The 22,665-nt window shown below is 70.6% G+C and carries 19 protein-coding genes; 5 read left to right on the top strand and 14 right to left on the bottom strand.

Going from position 1 to position 22,665, the window contains the following annotated elements; translation table 11 throughout:
• Positions 1-4: 4 nt before the first annotated feature.
• Together ABZW11_RS19040 and ABZW11_RS19035 are read right to left on the bottom strand one after the other, a co-directional pair.
• Positions 5-1,129, bottom strand: coding sequence for a DegT/DnrJ/EryC1/StrS family aminotransferase (locus ABZW11_RS19040; RefSeq protein WP_355418706.1), 1,125 nt, complete (start codon positions 1,127-1,129; stop codon positions 5-7).
• Complete coding sequence (locus tag ABZW11_RS19035; RefSeq protein ID WP_355418704.1) at positions 1,126-1,980, bottom strand: GNAT family N-acetyltransferase; 855 nt, start codon at positions 1,978-1,980, stop codon at positions 1,126-1,128. Before ABZW11_RS19035 ends, ABZW11_RS19040 begins: the two co-directional genes overlap by 4 nt.
• 381 nt (positions 1,981-2,361) lie before the next feature.
• On the opposite strand from ABZW11_RS19035, the gene ABZW11_RS19030 reads away from it, so the two are divergent.
• From ABZW11_RS19030 to ABZW11_RS19020, 3 genes are all read left to right on the top strand, one after another.
• Positions 2,362-3,399 carry a phosphotransferase family protein gene (locus ABZW11_RS19030; protein ID WP_355418702.1) on the top strand — a complete coding sequence of 346 codons (1,038 nt, stop codon included), beginning with the start codon at positions 2,362-2,364 and terminating at the stop codon, positions 3,397-3,399.
• A 29-nt stretch (positions 3,400-3,428) separates the two neighbouring features.
• The gene (locus tag ABZW11_RS19025) at positions 3,429-4,181 is read left to right on the top strand and encodes an SDR family NAD(P)-dependent oxidoreductase (RefSeq protein WP_355418700.1); all 753 of its coding nucleotides are present in this window, start codon (positions 3,429-3,431) and stop codon (positions 4,179-4,181) included.
• Positions 4,182-4,323: 142 nt separating this feature from the next.
• Complete coding sequence (locus ABZW11_RS19020; RefSeq protein WP_355418698.1) at positions 4,324-5,712, top strand: xylan 1,4-beta-xylosidase; 1,389 nt, start codon at positions 4,324-4,326, stop codon at positions 5,710-5,712.
• Here ABZW11_RS19020 and ABZW11_RS19015 read toward each other — a convergent pair.
• The 12 genes from ABZW11_RS19015 to ABZW11_RS18960 all read right to left on the bottom strand — a co-directional run bounded on the left by ABZW11_RS19015 (position 5,684) and on the right by ABZW11_RS18960 (position 20,900).
• Complete coding sequence (locus ABZW11_RS19015; RefSeq protein ID WP_355418696.1) at positions 5,684-6,862, bottom strand: acyltransferase; 1,179 nt, start codon at positions 6,860-6,862, stop codon at positions 5,684-5,686. The genes ABZW11_RS19020 and ABZW11_RS19015 overlap by 29 nt on opposite strands.
• Complete coding sequence (locus ABZW11_RS19010; protein WP_355418694.1) at positions 6,855-7,739, bottom strand: alpha/beta hydrolase; 885 nt, start codon at positions 7,737-7,739, stop codon at positions 6,855-6,857. Before ABZW11_RS19010 ends, ABZW11_RS19015 begins: the two co-directional genes overlap by 8 nt.
• 84 nt (positions 7,740-7,823) lie before the next feature.
• A complete protein-coding gene (locus ABZW11_RS19005; protein WP_355418692.1) occupies positions 7,824-10,709 on the bottom strand; it encodes a hypothetical protein in 2,886 nt (961 codons plus the stop codon).
• A gap of 86 nt (positions 10,710-10,795) precedes the next feature.
• Complete coding sequence (locus tag ABZW11_RS19000; RefSeq protein WP_355418690.1) at positions 10,796-12,112, bottom strand: polysaccharide biosynthesis C-terminal domain-containing protein; 1,317 nt, start codon at positions 12,110-12,112, stop codon at positions 10,796-10,798.
• Positions 12,105-12,908 (bottom strand): polysaccharide deacetylase family protein, encoded by an 804-nt coding sequence (locus ABZW11_RS18995; RefSeq protein ID WP_355418688.1) that lies wholly within the window; start codon positions 12,906-12,908, stop codon positions 12,105-12,107. The genes ABZW11_RS19000 and ABZW11_RS18995 overlap by 8 nt, the downstream gene beginning before the upstream one ends.
• Complete coding sequence (locus tag ABZW11_RS18990) at positions 12,905-13,858, bottom strand: glycosyltransferase family 2 protein (RefSeq protein ID WP_355418686.1); 954 nt, start codon at positions 13,856-13,858, stop codon at positions 12,905-12,907. The genes ABZW11_RS18995 and ABZW11_RS18990 overlap by 4 nt, the downstream gene beginning before the upstream one ends.
• A gap of 12 nt (positions 13,859-13,870) precedes the next feature.
• Positions 13,871-14,704, bottom strand: a complete 834-nt coding sequence (locus tag ABZW11_RS18985; protein ID WP_355418684.1) for a glycosyltransferase family 2 protein — start codon at positions 14,702-14,704, stop codon at positions 13,871-13,873.
• 154 nt (positions 14,705-14,858) lie between these two features.
• A complete protein-coding gene (locus tag ABZW11_RS18980) occupies positions 14,859-15,989 on the bottom strand; it encodes a GNAT family N-acetyltransferase (RefSeq protein ID WP_355418682.1) in 1,131 nt (376 codons plus the stop codon).
• Positions 15,986-16,357 carry a hypothetical protein gene (locus ABZW11_RS18975; RefSeq protein ID WP_355418680.1) on the bottom strand — a complete coding sequence of 124 codons (372 nt, stop codon included), beginning with the start codon at positions 16,355-16,357 and terminating at the stop codon, positions 15,986-15,988. Before ABZW11_RS18975 ends, ABZW11_RS18980 begins: the two co-directional genes overlap by 4 nt.
• Positions 16,358-16,622: 265 nt before the next feature.
• Complete coding sequence (locus ABZW11_RS18970; protein WP_355418678.1) at positions 16,623-18,242, bottom strand: sigma factor; 1,620 nt, start codon at positions 18,240-18,242, stop codon at positions 16,623-16,625.
• Between the two features lie 111 nt (positions 18,243-18,353).
• Positions 18,354-20,036, bottom strand: a complete 1,683-nt coding sequence (locus tag ABZW11_RS18965) for a substrate-binding domain-containing protein (protein WP_355418676.1) — start codon at positions 20,034-20,036, stop codon at positions 18,354-18,356.
• Positions 20,037-20,261: 225 nt separating this feature from the next.
• The gene (locus ABZW11_RS18960) at positions 20,262-20,900 is read right to left on the bottom strand and encodes a hypothetical protein (protein ID WP_355418674.1); all 639 of its coding nucleotides are present in this window, start codon (positions 20,898-20,900) and stop codon (positions 20,262-20,264) included.
• 141 nt (positions 20,901-21,041) lie between these two features.
• Between ABZW11_RS18960 and ABZW11_RS18955 the strand changes: the two genes are divergently transcribed.
• Positions 21,042-21,815: a DUF4184 family protein gene (locus tag ABZW11_RS18955; RefSeq protein WP_355418672.1), complete on the top strand. Its 774-nt coding sequence runs from the start codon at positions 21,042-21,044 to the stop codon at positions 21,813-21,815.
• Positions 21,763-22,644: an RNA methyltransferase gene (locus ABZW11_RS18950; protein WP_355418670.1), complete on the top strand. Its 882-nt coding sequence runs from the start codon at positions 21,763-21,765 to the stop codon at positions 22,642-22,644. Before ABZW11_RS18955 ends, ABZW11_RS18950 begins: the two co-directional genes overlap by 53 nt.
• The last annotated feature ends 21 nt before the right edge of the window (positions 22,645-22,665 follow it).

Raw genomic sequence — 22,665 nt, 5'->3', positions numbered from 1 at the left:
CAGGTCAGCCGTGCGGGCCGCGCTCCGGTGGCTCCAGCCGGCTGAGGACGGGCAGCGAGCGGAAGGTGTACATCGGGTCGACGGGCAGCACGTGACGGGCCCACCAGCGCGCGGGCAGCGGGTCGGGGGAGGGGTCGGTGAAGCCGGGGGCGTAGTCGTCGTACGGCGGGTCGTACAGGTAGCCGGTCGAGACCCCGCGCCGCTCCAGCTCGGCGATCGCCGCGTCGCGGTCGCGCACCAGCAGCGGCACCCGGAACAGCGGCCTGGACAGGTCGTCGAGCACGGCGGGCACGACGGTGGGCAGCTCGGCCAGGCGCTGCACGCCCGCCAGCCGGCGCGCGCGGTCGCGCGGCACCCGCTCCACCCGCCTGGCCTGGTACCAGCGCGCCAGACGGCTCCTGCGCGCCCGGTAGTGATGCAGGTCGGCGCGGACCCACGGGTCGAAGGGCGGCAGCACGGGCACCTGCTTGAGCGCCTCCTTGAGCCGGTCGGCGGCGAGCGGGATGCGGTAGCCGTCGCGCGGCTCCATCAGGCCGAGGCGGCGGGCGAGCGCGAGCGCGGGGCGTACGAGGTCGAGCTTGAGCGCCGCCTGGCGGGCCATGGAGGTGGCCACGCTCAGCATGTCGGCGCGCAGCGAGCCTGGGGCGAGCAGCGCGTCGCGGGCGCGGGTGAGCGCCTTGAGGTCGGACTCGTGCTCGACGGCCAGCACGCCGCCCGAGCCGGCTGACGGGTGCTTCGACAGGCTGAAGACCCCGGCCTGCCCGAACGTGCCGAGCGGGCGGCCCCCGAGGTCGGTCTCCATGGCGTGGGCGACGTCCTCGATGAGGATCTTCCCGGCGAAGGCGGGGACGTCGTCGGGCAGGCCGTACAGGTTGGTGGTCAGCACCGCGTCCACGCCGGCGAGGTCGACGCGCGAGGTGTCGATGTTGCCGTCACGAGGTGACAGCGGCGCGATCACCGGGAGCAGGCCGGCCGCCAGCACGAGGAAGAGGATCTCGTCCGCCGAGACGGGTGACATCAGCAGCCGCTGGCCGGGCGTGCACCAGTGACGCAGCGCGAGGTAGAGCCCCAGCCGGTTGGACGGAAGCGACAGACAGTGACGGCCTGTGCGCTCTGCGATGCGTTTCACCCTTGTAGGACAGTACGCAGTCTCCCGTACGTTTTCAACGCTTTGTCGGCGGTTTTGAGCAGCACCGGATTGGCCATCACCGTGGCTCTGGTCTTGCGCACCGGCACCCGCATCATCCAGTGGACGCCCGCCGCCACGCCGGCCCTGGCCACCCGGCCCTCGGCCACCTCAAGCTGGCCGTTCTTGAGCTTGTCCTTGTACTCCTTCTGGCCCCGGCCCATGTCGATGATCTGGACGCCGTCGGCGGCGGCGCGCTCGGCCATCGCCAGGTGGTGAATGAGCCCGGGGGAGTATTTCGCGAACGCGGTGTCGTAGGCGGGGAACCAGCCGGCCAGCGTGGTGCGGGTGCGCACCCCGAAGTGCCCCGCCACCGGCCGGTCGTCGACGTAGACCATGTCGAGCACCCCGGCGAACGTCTCGGTGCGGGTGGCCAGCAGCCGCTCGACCAGCTCGACGATCCACTTGTGGGCGAACCTGTCGGTGCGCCCGGTGCGCCGGTATTGGTCGGTCTTCCAGCCCAGCAGCGTGCGCAGCGGCGCGAGGTCGGTGGTCGCGTAGTCGTGACGCAGCGTGCCCATCTCGCGCTGCAGCTTGCGCGACTTGGCCAGGGTGGACTTGTAGGTCTTGCCGGACTGCTTCTTCAGTGTCTCGGTGTAGGGCTCCCAGCCCTCGCGCAGGTCGATGATCGGCGAGGGGTGCCGCTCGGCGCGCGCGTTGAGCAGCGGCTGCCCGCCGACCAGGTGGTCGAACTCGTAGACCGAGAGCCCGCACTCCTTGATCAGCCGCATCGGGTCGATCTCGACGTCCTTCGCGTAGACCAGGCCCTGGGCGTCGGTGAGCCCGGCGGCCACGGGTCTCCCGATGCCGAGCGGATGCCGTTCGAAGGGGAAAAATCCCACTATTTCCGGGCCGTCGTAAATGACGGCGACACGTACGACGTCTCGGAGTTCGCCCACAATGAGGGTGAATTCTGGGGATAGGAAGGGGTTATCGAAGGCGGTGTCCGCTTCCTGCAGGGCACGCCATCGGGTCACTTCCGGCTGACCCAGTTCACGAGGCAGGGCAAGGGTGACGCGCATGGGCTCCTACTGTCGGCATGCACTCTGTCCAGCATGTGGCAGGGGTGTATTACCCAGAGTAAAGGATCGCGCCCCCTGCAATCGCCGCAGCTTCGGAACGTTACAAGATTCCCAGCTAGCGCTCAGGACCGAGTGACGTTCTAATGTGTGTTCATGACCGCATCTGGGACCGTGCCCGGCATCGACCACCCCCGTCTGGTCGCCTGGATGGGCCGGAACGTGCCCGACGCCGGCGAGCCCGGCTCCGTCTCGCTCATCTCGGGCGGCAGGTCCAATCTCACCTACCTCGTCGAGGCCCCGGGACGCCGGCTGGTGCTGCGCCGGCCGCCCCTCGGTCACGTGCTCCCCACCGCCCACGACATGCGCCGCGAGTGGCGGGTCATCTCGGCGCTCGCGCCGACGCCCGTCCCGGTGCCGGAGCCGGTCGCGTTCTGCGCCGACGAGGACGTGATCGGGGCGCCGTTCTACCTCATGGGGTACGTCGAGGGCGCCGCCGTACGCACCCGCCACGAGCTCGGCGACCCGGCGCCCGGGCGCGTCCAGCGGCTGTCGGAGCGGCTGGCCGAGGTGCTCGCCGCCATCCACGCCGTCGACTACAGGGAGGTCGGCCTCGGCGACTTCGGGCGGCCGGAGGGCTACCTGGCCAGGCAGCTCGACCGCTGGTGCCAGCAGTGGGAGCGCTCGAAGACGGCCGACCTGCCCGACTACTACCGCCTGGTCGAGCGGCTGCGCGCGCGGCTGCCCGCCGAGGCGCCCGGCACGCTGGTCCACGGCGACTACCGGCTGGACAACACGCTGCTGCGGCTCGGCGACCTGGAGATCGCGGCGGTGGTCGACTGGGAGATGTCCACGCTCGGTGACCCCTTGGCCGATCTGGGGCTCACGCTGACGTACTGGCATGACAGGGACGACGAGGAGCGGGCGCGCATCCCCGTGGCCGGTGACGTGACGGTGGCGCCGGGGTTCATGAACGCGGCGGAGTTCGCCGCACACTACGCCAAGGTGTCGGGTCGCGAGATATCCGATCTGGGGTTCTATGTGGCGTTCGGCAATTTCAAGCTCGCCGTCATCGTGGAGGGTATCCACGCGCGCTTCCGTCAGGGTAAGACCGTTGGAGAGGGCTTCGACCGCATCGGCGCGGCCGTGCCCACGTTGATCTCGCGCGCCCATCGCATGCTCGACCAGCACTGAGCGCCTCGACTCCCCAGGCAAGGAGCGTCATGAGCACTGTTGCACTGATCACCGGAGCGGCGAGCGGCATCGGGGCCGCCGTCGCGCGGCGCCTGGCGTCGGGCGGCGCCCGCTGCGTCCTGGTCGACCTCGACGCCGAGGGCGTGGAGCGGCTGGCCAAGGAGGTCGACGGCGCCTGGCTGGCCGCCGACGTCAGCCAGGAGGAGGCGTCGCTTGAGGCCATCGCGCTGGCCGAGCGCCGCTACGGCCGGCTCGACCTCGTGCACCTCAACGCCGGCATCACCGGCAAAGTGGACTTCGCGGACTTCGACGCCGAGCGGTACCGCAAGGTGGTCGGGGTCAACGTGGACGGCGTGGTGTTCGGCGTGCGGGCCGGCGTGCCGCTGCTCGTCCGCTCGGGCGGCGGCGCCATCGTGGTCACCGCCTCGCTGGCCGGGCTCGTGGGCTTCGCCGGCGACCCCGTCTACACGATGACCAAGCACGCGGTGGTGGGCCTGGTCAGGGCGCTGGCCGAGCCGCTGGCCGCCCAGAACATCCGCATCGGCGCGGTCTGCCCCGGCTTCACCGACACGCCGCTCGTGGCCGACGCGCGCGAGCTGTTCGCCAACGCCGGCTTCCCCCTGCTCACGGCCGACGACGTCGCCGCCGCCGTCGAGAGCGCCTTCTACGCCGACACCCCAGGCACCCTCCTCGTCGTGCAGCCGGGCCGGCAGCCCGTGCCGTACCGGTACGCCGGCGTGCCGGGACCCGTCACCGGGCAGCGCCCACCGAACGTCGGCTGACGAGTCCGGATCAACGGCAAGCGCCTCGCAAGCGGGACCACTACCGTGAGGAGGGCCGGGCACGCTGCCCGGCCCTCGTCACTTTCCGGACCTTGTAGGTTCGTTGTTCCCCCTACCATCTCGCGAGGATGAGGAGCGTTCAGTGATTCCGACCGACGGCCGACACGCGCGCAGGCGATCGCCGTGGCCGATCGCGCTCGGGGCGGGCGCGCTCGCGGTCGTGCTGGTGGCGGGCATCATGATCTACGCCGCCATCCGCACTCAGACCCGCAGCGAGTTCAAGGGCAGCGACGTCGCCACGTCCGTGCCCACCCAGCCCGCCCCCACGCTGGAAGCGCCGCCCGCGTTCGACAAGTGGCCGCGCTGGGGCGTCACCCACACCCAGTTCAGCGCCGACAACGAGCCGGAGCACGTCGCCGAGCAGGCGAAAGGCGTGCTCGGCCGGGTCCCCATGCTGCAGAACCAGCACATCATGGGCTGGGGCGTGGGCAACCCCGAGCCGAGCCCGGGACAGTTCAACTTCCGCGACCTCGACCGGCGGCTGACGTTCATGGCGTCCTCGCGAGCGATGCCGATCATCACGCTGTGCTGCGCCCCCGACTGGATGAAGGGCGGGCAGGCCGGCCGCACCGACTGGAGCAAGAACCACACGGTCGCGCCCAAGAAGGAGCACTTCGACGACTTCGCCAACCTCGCCGCGCGGGTGGCCAAGCAGTACCCGACGGTCAAGCACTACATGGTCTGGAACGAGTTCAAGGGCTTCTGGAACGCCGACACCAACCGCTGGGACGCCGAGGGCTACACCGAGCTGTACAACAAGGTCTACGACGCGCTGAAGAAGGTCGATCCCGAGATCAAGGTCGGCGGGCCCTACGTGCCGATCGGCACCCTGTCGGGCACCGGGCCGTCGGAGCTGACCGGGCCCTGGGGCACCGTCGACCAGCGGGCGCTCGACGCCATCCAATACTGGATCGAGCACAACAAGGGCGCCGACTTCATCGTGGTCGACGGCGCCTCGATGACCGGCGACAAGGGCAACGTGCCCGACGACTTCAGCGCGCAGGCCAAGTTCAGCGCGATCACCACCTGGCTGCGGCAGAAGAGCGGCGACAAGCCCGTGTGGTGGGCCGAGTGGTACGTCGAGCCGGAGAACTCCGGGTGGAGCGAGGACAAGCGCACGGCCGTGCAGGCGAGCGCGCTGATGGAGTTCGTCAAGAGCGGCGTCACCACCGCCCTCTACTGGAACCCCCAGCAGGACGGCGAGGGCGAGTGCCCCGGCTGCCTATGGGCGCCCAAGGTCGGCGGTGAGATGCCGATGGCGGGGCTGCTCAGCGGCTTCACCCGGTGGTTCCCCGCCGGGGTGAAGGCCGAGGCGGTGAGCTCGTCCGACCCGAAGGTCAAGGCGATCGGGCAGGAACAGCAGCTCGTCATGGTCAACACCAGCGACCGGAGCGTCACGGCCACCGTGGACGGGCGTCAGGTCAGCCTGCGGCCGTACGAGATCAAGTGGTCGGGGCGCGGCGGCGCCTGACCCCCGCGAGCGCGCAGCACGCCACCAGCACCGCCCCGAACGCCGGCAGCCAGGCCGGCCTGGCTGCCACCCAGGCCGCCGACTCAGGGGCGGTGTGCAGGCCGGGCAGCACCCGGCCGGACAGCAGGCCGAGCGCCGTCACGGCGATCATCGCGGTCTGGTGCCACAGGAAGATCGTGATCGCGTGCACGTTCACCACGGCTACGGCGGCCCAGGCCAGGGGGCGGCGCAGCGCCCGGCGTAACGGATCGGCCAGCAGCCGCGCCGCCCCGCACTGCGCCAGCCCGAACATGACGACGGCCAGCGTGGGCGGATCGAGGTTGGACACCGCCGCCCCCGGCACACCCACCATCGAGGCCGGATAACCGGCGGCGAGCACGAGGGCAGCGGTGCCGCCGATGCCGCCCAGCAACAGCACCCACCCCGTACGCCGGGACGGCATCCCACCCGCCCAGGACGCCCCGAGGCAGTACGGCACCAACCACCCCGCCACCACGTTCACCCACCCGAGCCACCCAGGCCCACCCGCCCAGAACCGGCCCAGATCGACCAGCGCGACCACGACCACCAGCGCCGCCACGGTGACGGCGGGCGCCCGCCGCGCCGATGCCGACGTGGTCGGGGCGGGGGTCTGCCGGGCCGGTGCCGTGGCGGTCCTGGCCGAGACCGACTTGGTGACCAGGGGGGTCAGGGCCGTGAGTGCCGCGAAGACCAGCAGGAACCACAGCGGCGACCAGACCAGCCTGGCCAGGGTGAGCACGACGTTCAGGGAGACGCCAGAGGCCAGCATGGTCACGGCGGCCACCGTCCACACGGCGACCACGGTGACGACCGGCCCGAACAGGCGCGCCAGCCGCAGGCCGAGCCACACGCGGTAGCGCTCGGCGGAGCGGGCCCGGCCGCGCGCCGCCACCAGCCCGCCCACCAGGAAGAACACCGACAGCGTCTGGAACAGCCAGGACACCGGCGCCAGCTGCGGCAGCGCCCTCAGCGGGCTCGCGCCGCGCAGCGTGCCGGAGTCGGCGACCAGGGCCGTCACCATCCAGTGGCCGAGCACCACGCCGCCGATGGCGAGTGCGCGCAGCCCGTCCACCGCCCGGTCCCGGTCCGCCGGGGTGGCGCGCTCGACGCGCTCGAGGAGCTCACGCATCGCCGGAGACGATCCGCGCGATGGCGCGCAGCGCCGGGGAGCCGGGCCGCAGGTAGTCGCTGTGCCCGCCGTCCCCGGCGGGGAAGACGCGCGTCCCGGCCGCCGGATCGACCGGGTCGAGTCCCAGGCCCAGCGTGACGAACGGCAGCTCGAACCGGGCGTGCGGCACGCGCGCGATCCAGTCGCCGCCGGCCCTGGCCGCCCACACCGGGGCCTGGGTGCGCAGCGGGCCGGCGGTGCCGGTGCCGGGAGCACCGAACAGGACGATGCTCGCCACCCCGCCCAGATCAGGCGCGGCCCGCCCGCACACCACGGCGCCGTACGAGTGGCACAGCAGCGAGACCCGGGCAGGCCCCAGCTCGTCCACCAGGGCCCGCAGGGCAGGCGCCGCCGCGTCGGCCCGGTCGGGGGTGAGCAGAGCGGCCTCGTACGTGCCGGGCGTCCGGTACCCCAGCCACGCGACCACCGCCGCCCGCCCGCCCAGCTCCTCATGCAGGGCGGAAGCGCCGGAACGCAGCCGCCCGTACCGGTCGAGGCTCGTGTCGGAGCCCGGCACCAGGACCGCGACCCGCTCTGCCGTGGCCGGATCGCCGAACACCTCCGCCGCCCTGCCGCCGTCCCGCCCGTCGAAGAACAGGAACCGCCGCGCGGGATCGGCCATCGCCCGCAGCACCTCCGCACGGCGCCGGTGCCCGTGCGCGGCCGCCGTCCGCTCGGCCGCCACGATGCCCTGCCGGACGGCGGCGTAACGGGCCTCGGACAGCCCTGAAGGCGGCTGGACGGGCTCGGGAGCGGGAACCTCGGCACCGGACAGCGGGGCCGCTAAGGAGACCGCCAGAGACGCGATGAGCAGGCTGCGGCGAAACGGGAAGCGCATGCAGCCGAAGCTACGAAGCGCCTCCCGTCATCGTCGTCACGCCACGGAGTGGACCAGGAACGTACCCCTCAGGTACTACGCCGCTCAGTTGTTCGCCGCGATGTAGAGGAATCTCTCCACGATCACCGCCAGCGCGACCGCGAACGCCGGCACGGCCAGGAACAGCAGGCGTCTGCGGGCCCGCGGCGCCCGGTTCGGGCCGTTGAGGCGGATGATCTCGTAGCTGAAGAGCGCCACCCACGTCACGGCCAGCGCGGCGATGCCCACCGGCGTCCACGGCGAGGTCGGGTCGCCCCTGCCCTCGTACGGGTTCGGCTCCGGGATCTCCGTGCCTCTGACGAACTTCTTCCACGTGTAGAGGGCCGCGTCCTGGTTGGCGTAGACCCGCTTGACGTCGGGTGACCTGTCCAGGGCCGCGCGGAACCGTTCGCCCCAGTCGGCCGGGAAGCCCTCGTTGAGCTGCAGGTAGCTCACCTGGCCCCGGCTCACCATCAGGTACGAGTTACGCGGCGCGCTCTTCAGCTTCGCCACCGCGTTATCGATCTTGGACGGGTCCTTGAACACCAGCGCCTGCTCGGAGAAGCTCACCCGCTCGATGTCCCGCTCGCCCCACGGCAGCGTCGGCGTGACCTCGGGGCCCTCCTTCGGCACCAGGTAGAGCACGCGGGCGCTCGGCTTGTCGTGGTCGTAGACGTAGTGCAGCGCCGCCACCTCGCCGGTGGTGACCCGCTCGAACTTCTCGTTGCCGTACCTGGCCAGCAGGAAGGCCATCGCGAACACCACCGCGAAGCAGGCCGCCAGCACCAGCGAGATCCGCTTGGTGAGCTGCGGGTCGAAGCGCACGTTCCGCCTGCGCAGCGGCACCGTCTCCTCGCGTACGTCCGCGCTGTCGGCCGGCAGGTTCGGGAAGAACGCGTACGCGGCCAGCAGGCACGCGCCCGGCAGCGCGAACATGTAGATGCGCAGCCCGATCTCGCCGCCGTAGCTCTGCAGGCCGAGCGCCAGCACCGGCACGCAGAGCAGGATCAGCGCGGAGCGGTCGAACACCCCGCGCCGCAGCCGGCGGAACAACCCGGCCGCCGCGCAGGCCAGGATCACCGCGAGGATGCCGAGACGGGCCTGCAGCACCATCGCGTGCGCCGGGTCCGTGCCCTCGATGCGGTCGCCGGTGTTGCTGCGCAGGTTCTGCAGGATGTTGCCGAGGCCGCCGAAGATCGTGTCGATCTGGCTGGCCCAGAAGCCGACCGTCATGTAGCTGATCCAGGCCAGCACGATCAGGCCGAGGAAGAACGGCAGCGCCCACGTCAGCGTCGTCCGCTTGAACAGCAGGAACGCCGTCACCACGCCCAGCATCATGAACGGCGTGATCTGATGCGAGGCCACCGACGCCAGGAACAGCGCGATGAGCATCATCAGCATCAGCAGCTTGTCGGCGCGGAACGTGCCGGTGTTGGCCAGCTCGCCCGGCGTCATCGCGTCCAGCTTGCCGATCCACTTGCGCAGGCCCTTGGGCGGCACCGGCTTCGTCCGCTGCTCCACCCGGCCGAACCAGCGCAGCAGGATCGCCACGAACGCCAGATAGAGGGCGAACGTGAAGCCCTGCGGGGAGAAGTAGTCCTGGCCGATCCACTGCACCAGCACGAACAGCAGCGCCGCGAACCACCTGGCCCGCGTCGTCGCCACCACCTGGCGCAGGATCAGCACGAACGGCAGCAGGTAGAGCAGGTTCGACAGCAGCGGCGTCCACTGCAGGATCGTCGTCATGTCGCTGATGCCGGCCGCCTTCGTCACGAAGGCGAACAGCGCGAAGAAGCCCGGCCAGCCCATGCGGGCGTCGATGTTGATCGCGGTCTCGCCGGTCCTGCCGATGAACTCCACGAAACCGGCGTGGATGTACGCCGTGGGGAAGCGCGGCTCATCGGCCACCAGCGCGCCCGCGCCGTGCAGGGCGAACGTGATGGCGGCGATCTGGAACAGCAGCAGGAACTTGCGGTCGGTGCTCTGGGAGACCGTGACGAAGAACGACACGAGCATGATCAGGATGGCGATGAACGCCGTCGCCGGCAACGCCGAGATCAGTCCGAGCCCGTCGATGTCGGCGGGATCGACCCCACGCCAAGGCCCAGGGGGCACCTTGAGCGCAAGGACGTACATGACCAGGCCCTCAAGGACCAGCAGGACGGGCAGCCACTTGGGCGCGCTGGCGACCAGCGCCCCCAGCCGCGCCCCGATCCCCTTCTTGGGCGCCTGCTGCCGCTGGGGCCCGCCGTAGGGCGCCTGCTGAGGAAGCGGCGGACTGCTGACCGGCGGGCTCTGCACCGCCACCCCGCCACCGGGCGGCCCAGGGACGGTCATCGGCTGCACGAGGTCCGCCAGAGTCCGCGCCCCAGCAGGTGCCTGGGAGGCTGCCGGCGCGCCGCCGGACGGCACAGCCGCCCCTCCGGCGGGCGGCACGTCGGAAGGGCCGCCTTCGGTCGTGGCGCTCGTCGTGCTGGGCGCGTCAGAGGGCTTGGGCACGTCCGCGGGCTTGGGCGCGTCGGCGGGCTTCGGTGGTGTGGCGGGCTGCACCTTCATGGGCTGCGTCCCCCCGACCTCCTCACCCGCACCGGAGGCGGGCGGCTTCGGGGGCTCCGCGACGACCGGGGGTTTGACGCCGGCCGGGTTCGTGTCGGCGGTGTCGGTGTCGGCGGTGTCGGTGTAGGTGGTGTCAGGGGCGGGCGGAGGGAGGGGGAGCCGGATGGCCGTGGTCGTCTCCGCGTCGGCGCCGCCCTCGTCCGCAGCGCCCTTGTCCGCAGCGTCCTCGTCCGTAGAGCCCCTGTCCGTGGAGCCCTTCTCCTCGGTGCCCTCGGTCTCGGTGCCCTCGGTCTCGGCGCCCTTCGGGGCCTCCTCGGCCGCGTTCGCGCCCTTGCCGGACGGGGGCTCGAACGTCAGCTTCGGGATGACTCCCGTAGCGTCCGGATCGAAGGGCACGTCCGACTCCTCCTTGTCACCACGAACGTCCGGGGAAGTGGTCCCCGTGGTCTTGCCATCGCCGTCCCGTTGCCTCACGTTGACCATCATGCGGCCCCGGACGACCCCTGGGTGACAGGCGACCGGCCAGTTTCGTCCACTTTGAGAATCTTGCGAAGATTTCCAAAGATCACAAGTGCGACGAGCACCTCGCTGAACAGCAGACCGTACCCGACCGCGTTCACCCCGAAGTACGGGAAAAGCAGCAACGTGGACACCAGCACCAGAACGGCGAGCCCGATCTGCACGATGGCCAGCGTCCGCGCCTGGCTCTGCGCGCGCAGCGCACTCAGGTACACCTCGATCAGCACCCGGGGCAGCACCGCCAGCGCCATCAGGCGCAGCAGCAACGTGCCCTCATCGGCGAACTCGGAGCCGAAGATGCGCAGGATCAGCGGCGCACCCAGCACCGCGACCGTGATGATCGGCACCACGATCATGAACGCCCGCCGCAGCGCCCGCCGGCAGTTCTCCGCCAGCGCGGCCCGGTCGAAGGAGCCTTCGACGGTCAGCGACACCGCCATGTTCATGGCCAGCAGCTCGATCATGCTGGCCAGCGTGTGCGCCATCGAGAAGCGGCCGAACGTGGCCTCGCCCACCTGCGTCGCCACCACCACGGGCACCAGGTAGACGATGGCCAGGATGGACAGCGTGCCGGGGAAGTCGCCGGCCAGGAAGCGGCCGACCTCGCGCAGCCTGGGCGGCTCCTTCACGGGGTCCGACTCGCGGACGTGCCGGCGTACGACCACGCCGAAGATCAGCCACTGCACCGGGATCAGCGCCAGCGCGGTCGGGATGACCCACGAGACGAAGATCCCGCCGGAGGGCAGCGCCCCGGCCAGCGCCACCAGCAGGCCCATCTTGACCAGGCCGAAGACCAGGTTGTTCAGCGGCACGAACGGCGCCCTGCGCAGCCCGGTCAGCACGACGTCCTGGAGCGTGAAGACCGCCCACACCACCACGGACGCCAGGAAGAACAGGCCGGGCCCGAACCCGGCGAGCACCGAGTACGTCTTGCCCCACAACGGCAGCGTCAGCAGGAAGCCGAGCGCGGCGACCCCGCCGGTGGCGGCGGCCAGGCCGTACCCGCGCAGGATCAGCTCGGGCGTGCGGCGGCCGGCGATCGGCAGGAAGCGGGCCAGCGCGCCCACGAAGCCCAGCGCCGTCAGCGAGGCGAACAGCCGCATCGCGGTGATCACCGCCTGGCCGCGGCCGAACTCCTCGGGCGTGTAGAAGTGGGCGGCGAGCAGCCAGTAGCCCATGCCGAGCACGCCGGTGATGACCGTGTTGGCCATCAGCGCGTAGCCCTGCCGGAACAACGGGTTACGCAGGTCGGTGAGGACTCTCGCCCAGACCCTAGACATTTCCGCGCACCCGCTGCAGCCCGTACCTCGTCCTGCGCACGACCGCGTACCCCTTGGTGAGGATGCGCTCGCGCAGGTAGATGAGGGGTACGGCGGTGCCTTCGACGGCGCGCTTGAACATGTTGATGGTCGTGCCCTTGCCGACCGTCAACCGGGGGATGGCGAGCATGTCGTGACGATCGGCGGCGATCGTGTTGCTCACGGCGCAAGCGGCGAAGTATCCGGCTTTGCGCACTTCACGGCGTACGCGGGCGCTGGAGTACCCGTACGGGTAGGCCATGGTGGCGACCGGCGCGCCGATCTTCTCCTCCAGCAGGCCCTTGTTCTTGCGCAGCTCCTGCCGCAGGTCCTCGATGCGGAGCTGGTCGAGCTGCGGATGGCTGTGGCTGTGGCCGCCGATCTCGATGCCGGTCTGGGCGGCCTCACGGGCCTGGCCCCAGGACAGCATGTCGTCCAGGGGCCGGCCCGCGGCCTCGTTGCCCGCGTCGGAGACCCAGCCGCTGGTCAGGAAGACCGTGGCCGGGAAGTTGTAGCGGTCCAGCAGCGGCAGCGCGTGGCTGTGGAAGTCGGCGTACCCGTCGTCGAACGTCACCACGATCGGCTTGTCCGGCATCGAGCGGCCGTTGTTCTTGTTGAGCGCGGCCACCAGGTCGCCCAGGGTGAGCGGGGTGAAGCCGCTCTCCTTCAGGTAGGCGAGCTGCTCGGCCAGGTCGGACGGCCGCACGGCGTGCGGCCTGGTGTCGTCGTTGGGCGTGTCGGTGACCGAGTGGTACATCAGAATCGGTACGCGGGTCATGACCGTGCCCCCTCTTGGGCCACCTTCAGCCGTGCGGAACCGACGACGTAACCCCAGGTCGTCCAGGCCAGCCCGATGACGATGGCGGCGGCCCTGCCGAGCCCGCCCAGGTCGCCGCGCAGGGCCTCGCCGACCCCGCGCAGCGCGCCGAGCGGCAGCGTCTTCATGGCGTGCGCCCGCTCGCTCGACAGCCCGTCCTGGGTGCCGACCTCGCGGGTCACCAGCGCCTTCGACAGCCCTTCCGCGTAACACCTGGACCTGAAGTACGCGAACCGCTCACGCTGCCTGGACACCTTGTGCCCGATCACCGCGCGCGGCTCGAAGAGCATGACCGAGCCCGGCTTGCGCTGCGAGAGCCTGATGCAGAACTCGGTCTCCTCGCACCCCAGCGGGCGCGACTTGCGCCCCTGCACGCTGCGGCCGATGCCGCTGTGGAAACCGCCCACCTCGGACACCGCGTCGCGCAGGAAGGCGGCGTTGCCGCCCATGACGTTGCGGATCGGCGCCCTGACCGCGGGCATGCCGCGGTAGGTGCAGCCGACCGTCCAGTCGAACTCGTACGGGAACCACGAGGGCCGCCGCCCCGACGCCCACAAGGGGTCGGTGCGGCCGCCCACGCCCACGACACCGGGTTCCTGGAAGCCCTCCTCCAAAGCCTCCAGCCACCCCGGATCGGCGACGGCGTCGTCGTCGAGGAACGCGACGAGCTCACCGTTGGCCGTGGCCACCCCGGTGTTCTTGCCACCGGACAACCCCTGCTCGTGCGTGTTCTCCACCACGATGGCCTGCGGGTACTCGCGCTTGAGCTTGAGATGCAGGTCGGGGTTGTGATCGACCACCAGGATCAGCTCGTGTGCCGGGCGCGTCTGGTTCTCGACCGACTCGACTGCCTGCCTGATGTCCTCCCACCGCTCCTCGGTGTAGACGCAGATGACAACAGACGTGTTCACAGAGATCCTTTTTTAAGCGACGCCTCGGTCAGCGGCGGGAGTGGCGGTGGGCTCGGGCTGAGGGGGAGCGGGCTGGCGACGCCACTCCTTCAGGATGGTCTTGAGCACGCGGAAGCCGTCCCGTACGACGTGCAGGTTGCTCTCGCCGTGGATGCGGTTGCGCTCGTGGCTCGGCACCTCGTGCACCTTCAGCCCGGCCTTGGCGGCCCGCACGTTCATCAGGGTCTCCACCTCGAAGCCGTCGCAGTCGAGGTCGAGCACGTCCAGGTGGCGCGCCCAGAACGCGTTGTAGCCATAGCAGAGGTCGGTGTACTGGGTGCGGTACATCACGTTGACGATCCCCGTGAGGATCTTGTTGCCGAGGCGGCGGTTGAGCGTCAGGTCGTCGCTGCCGCCGCCGGCGGCGTAGCGCGAGCCCTTGACGAAGTCGGCGCCCGTCACCAGCGCGCCCACGAAGTTGATGATCTCGCGGCCGTCGGTGGAGCCGTCGGCGTCGATCATCACGATGATGTCGCTGGTGCACGCGTCGAAACCGGCGGCGAGGGCGTCGCCCTTGCCCTTGCCCTTCTGGGTCACCACTTTGACGTTGGGCCGCAGCCGCTTGGCGACGGCCACGGTGTCGTCGACGGAATTGCCGTCGACGAGCACGATCTCGTCCACCCACTGCGGGATGGTGGCGAACACATGAGGCAGGTTCTCGGCTTCGTTCATCGCCGGCACGACCACGCTGACCGTCGGGGAGATGGCCAGGTGCGGAGTGACCGGCGTGAAGCTGGAGGGCGGAGGCATCGACCGCAGGGGTGCGGAGTGGACCTTGCCGTTGTGCTTGGTTATCTCGGGACTCATAGCGAGGGAATTCCTTCCGGGACCCCGCATCACGCGCCGGGCACGGACCCTTCCCGGGTGCTGCGGGAACGGTGAAACCGGCGAACGATGCATCGGTGGATCCAGTGGAGTGAGGGTGTTGGTGCTGTGCCGGGGGGTCTTGCCCGGGAGCGGTCTAACGTGCTCCCGTTGGTTCCTGACTTACCGCATTGGATGGCTCCTGATGTTGCATCGAGGTGCGCACCCGACCGAAGCCCTTGAGCACACGGTCGGCCGCCCTATAAAGAGACGGCCGATCCATGACAATTGTTCGGGCCTTGTTGAAAGGAGTTCGGCCCATCCAGTGGACCGCCGCCGACGGCGACGGCCGCGAGATGCGGCCTTCCGCGACGTACAGGACGCCGCTCTTGAGCCAGTCCTTGTACTCCTTGCCGCCCTTGCCCATGTCCACCATGTGCAGCCCCGCGTTCGCGGCGGCCTCGGCCATCTGGAGATGGTGCACGATGCCCGGCGAATAGCGGCCGAACTCGGTGTCGTAGGCGGGGAACCACCCTACAAGCGTGGTCGCCGTACGGAGGCCGAAATGCCCGGCCACCGGCACGTCACCGGCATAAAGCATGGTCAGCACACCCGCGAAGTCCGATGAGTTCTCGGCATGCATCATGTCGGTCAGCTCGACGATCCACGGCTGGGCGAATCTGTCCACCCGGCCGGTTCTTCGATACTGGTCGGACTTCCACGCCAGCAGGGTGCGCAGCACCTCGGGGTCGGGCGAGGCCCACTCCAGGCGCAGCTCGCCGTGCTCCCTGCCGAGCTTGCGTTCCTTGTACCTGACCGTCTTGAGGTTCTTGGGCGAGTTGGACTTGACCTGCTCCAGCCAGGCGTCGAAGCCGGTGGTGAAGTCCATCACGGGCGCGGGCCTGACGTCGGCCTCGTACGCGGCGAACGTCGGCTGGCCGGCCACGAGGTGGTCGAAGTCGAACACGCTGAGCTTGCAGGCCCGCAGCAGGGCCTTGGCGTCGAGCTTGAGGTCGGGGACCGAGATCAGGCCGTGGCAGGTGGTGAGGAAGCCGCCGAGGGGTTTGCCGATGCCGAAGCTGTGCCGCTCGTACGGGAAGAACCCGACGATGCGGCCTCCGTCGGAGATGACCGCCACCCTCACGTAGTCGCGCAAACGATCCATCGCCACGGCGAATTCGACCGACAGAAACGGGTTGTCCAGACTCGGATCGGCCTTCTGCAGCTCGCGCCAGCGCGCGCGCTCGGAGTCGCCGAGTTCTCTGGGCCGGACTACCTGGATGTTCACCTTGCCCTGGCCCCCTGTTCGGTCTGCATGCTCTTCCCCCGGTACAACACCCGAAGCACGTACATGAACCCACCGAGCACGGCGACCGTCGCGACACCGGCCCGGGGCGACCACGCGTTGAAGAGCAGCATGGCCTGGGCGAGCAGTACGTTGAGCACAAGGCTCGCTGCTGCTCCTACGGAGAGTGCGGCAAGGGGGTCACGATCACGCAACAGTCCCACCACTGCCGCCCCTGGCACGACCAGGAGGAACAAGGAGATCAGGAACGGGCGCAGCGGTGTCTCGATATCGAACAGCGCGATGACCGCTCCTGCGATGCAGGCGAGCGCGACCAGCCAGGCCAGCGCTCTGCGGTGCTGCTTGAGCATCTCCTGTCTCTCTCCTGCCCTTGCTGGTTAGGACGCCGAACGATCGCAATTCATGGGACCAATCGGCGCCTGGACACGTCAATGCCGACGCTTGGCGACGCGCGCCGGTTTACCGGCAGGCGGGGTCTTTCGTGTGACCTTCAGCACACGGTCAAGTGATCGCCCACCCCGAAGCGGTCCCCAAGCACACCAGAATGCCCTATGTGGCCTAGGATCTTCGAGTCAGGGTCCGATTTATACCCGTTTGTCGATCAGGTTTGGCAATCTACCGCGCGTTGACTTCTGCTTTGCGCAGGCCCTCGGCATCCGTCCCATCGGCGGATGAGGTGGCCACCCCTGACGTGGGAGCGGGGGACGGTTCCTCGCTCGCCGTCGGCTGGTCGGTCGGCGGCTCGGGGAACTCCTCGCCCTGCCAGGACAGCGCGCACGTGGCGGTGCCCGCGTTCGAGGTGAACGCGACCCGTCCGGTGCCCGGCTCGTACGGGTCGGCGACCGTCACCCTGACCGTCGCGGCGGCCCCCGCCTTGATCGAACCGCTGGCCGGGAACACGTCCAGGCCCTGCGAGGCGGTCGCCACCCAGGAGACCGCCGCGTTGCGGGCCCGCAGCCCGATCTCGCCGGCGCCGGTGATCGCCTTCGGGCACGTGGTGGCCAGCCGGGCGCTGGGCGCGGGGCGGCGGCGGGTGGCCGTCGGCGGTGCGGGCCTGCTCCTCGGAGGCCCGGCCGCAGGTCGTGAGGCCGGTCGTGAGGCCGGTCTTGAGGCCGGGCGCGAGGGCGGGGCGGCCGAGGGCGTACGGCTGGGCGACGGCGTCGGGGCCGGCTCGACCTCGTCGATCTCCGGGTCCTCCGGGCCCTCCGTGGGCTCCAGGCTCTCCTCGACGGGCGGCGGCGTGGTCACGGTCGGGCGGGGGGCCGCGGTGCCGACGTCGGAGGCGTTCGAGCCGTTGATCACCACCACCGTGCCCGTCGCGGCCAGCAGGCAGGCGCCGGCCAGCACGAGCGGACCCACGCGGCGCGAGCGGCGCCGGCGCGGGTGCGACTCGGCCACCACGGGGAACCCGCCGCGGTCGAAGCTGTCGCCGCGATCGGTGATCAACTCCCGCGTCTGGTCCAGCTCGGGGCTGACGCACGTGTCGATCACCCGCCGGCGCAGCGAGATCCCCGGGTACGCCACCGGCACCAGGTCGAGCAGCCGCGCCGCGGAGACCTGCCGGTGCCGCCCCTCCGTGCACACCTCGCACCCGCCGATGTGCCCCGACAGCCGCCGCCGCAGCAGCGGGGTCAGCGGGCCCTCCCACGAGTCCACCATCGCCGACAGGTCGGGGCAGTGCGCCCGTCCGGTCCGCGCCAGCACGACGGCCGCGGCCGCGATCTCCAGATGGTCGCGGGCCCGGCTCAGCCTGCCGGCCGACTGGCGGCCGGTCAGCCCGAGCACCGCGCCCACCTCCGCCGGGGTCAGGCCGTGGCGCAGCGACAGCTCCAGCACCTCGCGCTCGCCCCTGCGCAGCTCGCCCAGCGTCTCGTGCACCAGGTCCGCCAGCTCGGGGTCGTCCTGCCCGGCCGGGTCGGGCAGCGTCAGCCCGGCGGGCGGGGCGCCGGGGCGGTGGGCCAGGCGGGCGCGTACCTGGAACCTGGTCAGCGCGTACAGCCAGGCGCGCAGCTTGGCGGGCTCCTTCAGGCGCTCGACGCGGCCCTGAGCGGTGACCAGCGCGTCGTGCACGGAGTCGGCGGCGAGGTCGCGGTCGGCGGCCATCGCGTAGGCGTAGTCGTACAGGCGCTCGCCGTAGGAGTCGTAGAGCGTGGCGGGAGCTTCGGGGTCCGCACGCCGCAGAGCCTCGATCAGCTCCTGGTCGTCGGCGCGATCGATGGTCGGCCATCCAGGCACGGATTTCCCTCCCCGCGGGTAGTACGGGCACTCGAGCCCCACGCGGAGAGGACGCGGCCTGGTTCGTACCGGTTCGCCCTTCATACCCAATGGGCATGAAGGGCGAAAGGGTCAGCCGTCGCAGTTCGGGGTGCAGAGGCGGCGTTCCATGCCCTGCAGGAAGAAGTCACGGACCTGCAGGATGTCCTCGGCGATGTACGCCTCGCCGCCCGTCGCCTTGGCCAGCGCCTCCATCTGCCGCTTGCCCTTCTTGGCGTCCGGGCCGAACGCGATGAGCAGGATGCTGATCGGCCGCTTCGGGTCGTAGGTCTGCTTCAGGAACTGCAGCAGTTCGGCGTTCTTGACGCCGCCGTCCGGGTCGTCGTTGCCGGCGCCGTCGGTGAGGATGAGCAGGGTGTTGACCTTGTCCTGCTTGTACGTCTCGGTGAGCTGGGTGTAGGCCGCCTTGACCGTGTCGTTCAGCCCGGTGTCACCGGTGGCCTTGGCCTTGATCTGCGCGAATGTCGTGGCCAGCACCTCCTTGCGGAGCGCGCCGTCGATCGACTCGCTGAGCGGCCCGAGCGAGACGTTCTCCTTCCAGTCCCTGCCCTTGCCGTCGAGGTGCGTGGAGAACGTCCACAGGCCCATCTCGGAACCGGCCGGGAACAGCGCGAGCCCCTCGGTGGCGATCTTGTTGATGGCCTGCATGCGGGTCATGCCGGTGCCCGGCACCGGCAGCGCCATCGTGCCCGAGACGTCGAGCAGGGTGAGCAGGCGGGTGCCGAGGTTCAGCCGGGTCCAGGTCTGCACCATGCGCGCCACGGTCGCGCCGTCCGGCGGGTCGAGCGCGGCCGGCGTGTCCTGGGTGAAGCCGTCGTCCTCCGCCAGCACGTCGCCCGGCTTGCCGTCGGTGCCGCGGAAGCCCGCCTCACGCAGCGTCCGCTTGGCCGGCTCCGAGGACAGGTCCTGCTTGAAGTCCGCGGCGGCCTTCAGCACCTCCGGGTCCTTCGTCAGGATCGTCACCGGGTAGTCGAGGCTGAGCGTGCCCTCCTTGGGATAGAGGGCGACGACCGGCGCGTCCGGCTTCTTGCTGTTGTGCGCGTAGATGGCCTGCTCGGAGGTGACGCCCACGGGCACCTTGCTGCCCGGCTTGACGGTCAGGCTGGCCAGCAGCGCGTTCGAGTCGGCGGCGAGCTGGCCCGACAGCTCCTTGAGCGCGCCCACCAGCGCCTTGTCCTGGCCGGCCTCCTTGGCCGTGCCGGCCGCGGCCAGCAGCGCGGCGAGGCCGGCGGAGTTCTTCTGCGGGTCGAGGGCGAGCACCCTGACCTTCCTGCCGGGGCCGTCCACGTTGGCGACGTTCGCGGCGGCGATCATCGAGGTCCAGCTCGGCTGGAGCGCGCCCGACAGCTTGCCGGCCGCCGACCTGGCCGCCGCCAGCACCACGGGCGACGTCGCGATCGACCCCTCCACCTGCGGCAGCGCGTCACCGGCCGGGGTCTGGCGCATGCTCTCCATGAGCAGGCTGGAGTCGGCCACCCAGAAGTCGGCGGTGGCCTTGCCGGCCGCCAGCGCGTTCGCGGTCCGGGCCGATGCCTCCTTGGCCACCGTCACCTCGACGCACCTGCCGTCGATCGAGTGCAGCGCCTTGTTGTAGCGGCCGGCGATCTTGTTGAGCGCGGGCTGGATGTCAGGGGCGGCGACCACCTTCAACGGCAGCTTGCCGCCGGAGCAGTCGTGGTCGCGGGTGAAGATGACGAACGCCGCGACACCGAGCAGGACGGCCATGGCGACGGCGCCGGCCAGCGGGACGAGCACCCTGCCACGGCCGTTCCTCGGCCGTCTGCGCGGGACGGGTTCGCCGGCTCTGTAGTCGCCATCGAGATCGTCTGTGCGGTGTCGCCCCACGATGTCCTCTTAGGTGTTCTAGAGACCGTCCGGAGACCCTAGCGGGAGATGCTCCGCAATACTCCGGGAACGATACTCGGTGCGGTCTCTGTGGCAAAACAGCCCTTTTGGTGCGACGATGACGCAGAGTGACGGTCAATGGCAACAAGTGTGACCGATCCAGGCGCGCCTCCCCTCGCGTACGGCGACCGCCGCGAGGAGCACCGCCACCGCCGGATCGACCCACCACCACCCGAGTGTGTTCAGGTACAGACCGGCCAGCACTCCGGCCGCCATGGCCGCGCACATGAGGTTCTGGGTGCCCTCGCCCGACGTGGCCGCCGACGCCAGCCGCGCCCCCAGCCGCCGCTTCGCCAGGCCCAGCGCCGGCATGCTGACCAGGCTGACCGCCGTCACCACGATGCCCAGCACGCTCGGCGTCGCCCGGTGTCCCGCGTCCAGGTCGTGCGCCACGTGCAGGATCAGGTAGGGGGCCAGCAGCCAGAAGCTCACCGCCACCGCGCGGCGGGCCGTGCGCTCAGCGTGCGGCGACAGCGTACGCGTGCCGGTGAACCGCCACACCACGATCAGGCTGGCCGCCGCCTCCACCAGGGCCGCCAGCCCCCAGCCGATCAGCGCGACCGAATGTGCCGCGAGCCCCGCGGCCAGGCCGAGCGCGCTCTCCACGCCCAGCCAGGCCAGCGTGACCAGCGAGAGCGTACGAGCGGCGCGTGCCGCGCGCAGCCAGTCCGCTGACGCGGCCGGACGCTCATGAATCCGCTGATCAGGCACCATGAACCCCCGAACTCCGGCTTATCCGGCCGTCGACAGCGATATGTACCGTACCCACTGCGGAGCGTGACGAGGAATGGCGGCGGCAAAGCCTGATCAAGATTCGCCCGCATAATGAGGGCCGATCATGAGGGGGAGGTCCTGTTGCCGTTCACGCCCAGCCACATCGCCGCCGTCTTACCGCTCATCGGGCCGTCGGCCCGGATCCGCAGGGTCCTCGACCCCTGGGCGCTGGCGTTCGGCGCCATGGTGCCCGACCTGCCGCTCTTCCTGCCGTTCCTGCCCGACTACAGCGACTGGCACTCCTGGCTGGGCGTCGTCACCATCGACCCGCTCGCCGTGCTCATCCTGCTGCCGTTCTTCCACCTCGTGCTGCGCGACCCGCTGATCGCGCTGCTGCCCGCCTCGCTCGCCGGGCGGGCCGCGCTCCTCGCCCCTGAGCGGCTGCGCCTGCTCCCGATGGCGGCCGGCGCCGTGACCGGGGCCGCCACCCACGTGCTGTGGGACTCCTTCACCCACTCCACCGGCGTCGTCGAATGGGGGGCCTGGCTGTCGGTGAGCGTTCTGGGGGTGATCAGCCTCTTCCGCCTCCTCCAGTACGTCTCGTCCGCCGTCGGGCTCGCCGTCGTGGTCTGGTGGGGATGGCGGGGTCTGTCCGGGATGCCGGCGGCGCCCGTACCCGAGCGGCTGCGCCTGTCCGCGCGCGCCCGCGCCGCCGTCCTGTCCGTGGCCGGGCTCGGCGTGCTGGCCGGCGGCCTCGTGTGGCCGATCATCGACGAGCCCAACCCCCGCTACGGCATCGCCAGCGTCATCACCAAGACCGGCGCGGGCACCGTGGTCGGCCTCTGCCTGGTCCTCGCCTGCTATGCGCTGGTCTGGCAGGTCAGGCGGCGCATGGCAGTATCGGAAGGTGCTTGAGTACGTCACCGACCCCGACGACCCCCGCCTGTCCGACTACACCCGGCTGCGGGACGTCGAGCTGCGCAAGAGCCTTGAGGCCGAGCGCGGCCTGTTCCTCGCCGAGGGCGAGAAGGTCATCAGGCGGGCCATCGGCGCCGGCTACCCCATCCGCTCCGTCCTGACCACCCGCCGCTGGCTCACCCCGCTGCAGGACGTCCTCGGCGACGCCACCGTCTACGTCGTCAGCGACGAGCTCATGTCCGGCATCGCCGGCTTCCAGGTGCATCGCGGCGCCCTCGCCTCCATGGAACGCCTCCCTCTCCCTTCCGTCGACACCCTCCTCAAAGGCCCGGCCCGCCGCATCCTCGTCCTGGAGGATTTGGTCGACCACTCCAACGTGGGCGCGATCTTCCGCTCGGCCGCCGCCCTCGGCGTGGGCGCCGTCCTCCTGTCACCCCGCTGCGCCGACCCCCTCTACCGCCGCGCCGTGAAGGTCTCGATGGGCGCCGTCTTCTCCATCCCGTACGCCCGCATGGACGACTGGTTCGAGGGCCTGACGCGCCTGCGCGAGGCCGGCTACCACACCCTCGCCCTCACCCCCGACCAGCACGCCACCCCCATGGACCGCGCCCACCTCACGGACCGCGTGGCCCTCCTTCTCGGCTCCGAAGGCGACGGCCTGTCCTCCCACTGGCTCCAGGAAGCCGACGAGGCGGTCTGCATCCCGATGAGCCCCGACGCGATGGCCGCCGGCGTCGATTCACTCAACGTCGTGGCCGCCGCCGCAATAGCCTGCCACGGCCTGATGCGCGCAACAGATCCATTGCCTGAGCTGGGGGACGTTTAAGCGTGGTTCATAGGGCACGGG

This window comes from Nonomuraea sp. NPDC004580 (assembly GCF_040609855.1).
Lineage (GTDB): Bacteria > Actinomycetota > Actinomycetes > Streptosporangiales > Streptosporangiaceae > Nonomuraea > Nonomuraea salmonea.
Note: the sequence above shows the minus strand (reverse complement) of the source record. Positions and strands in the feature narration are given on the sequence as shown.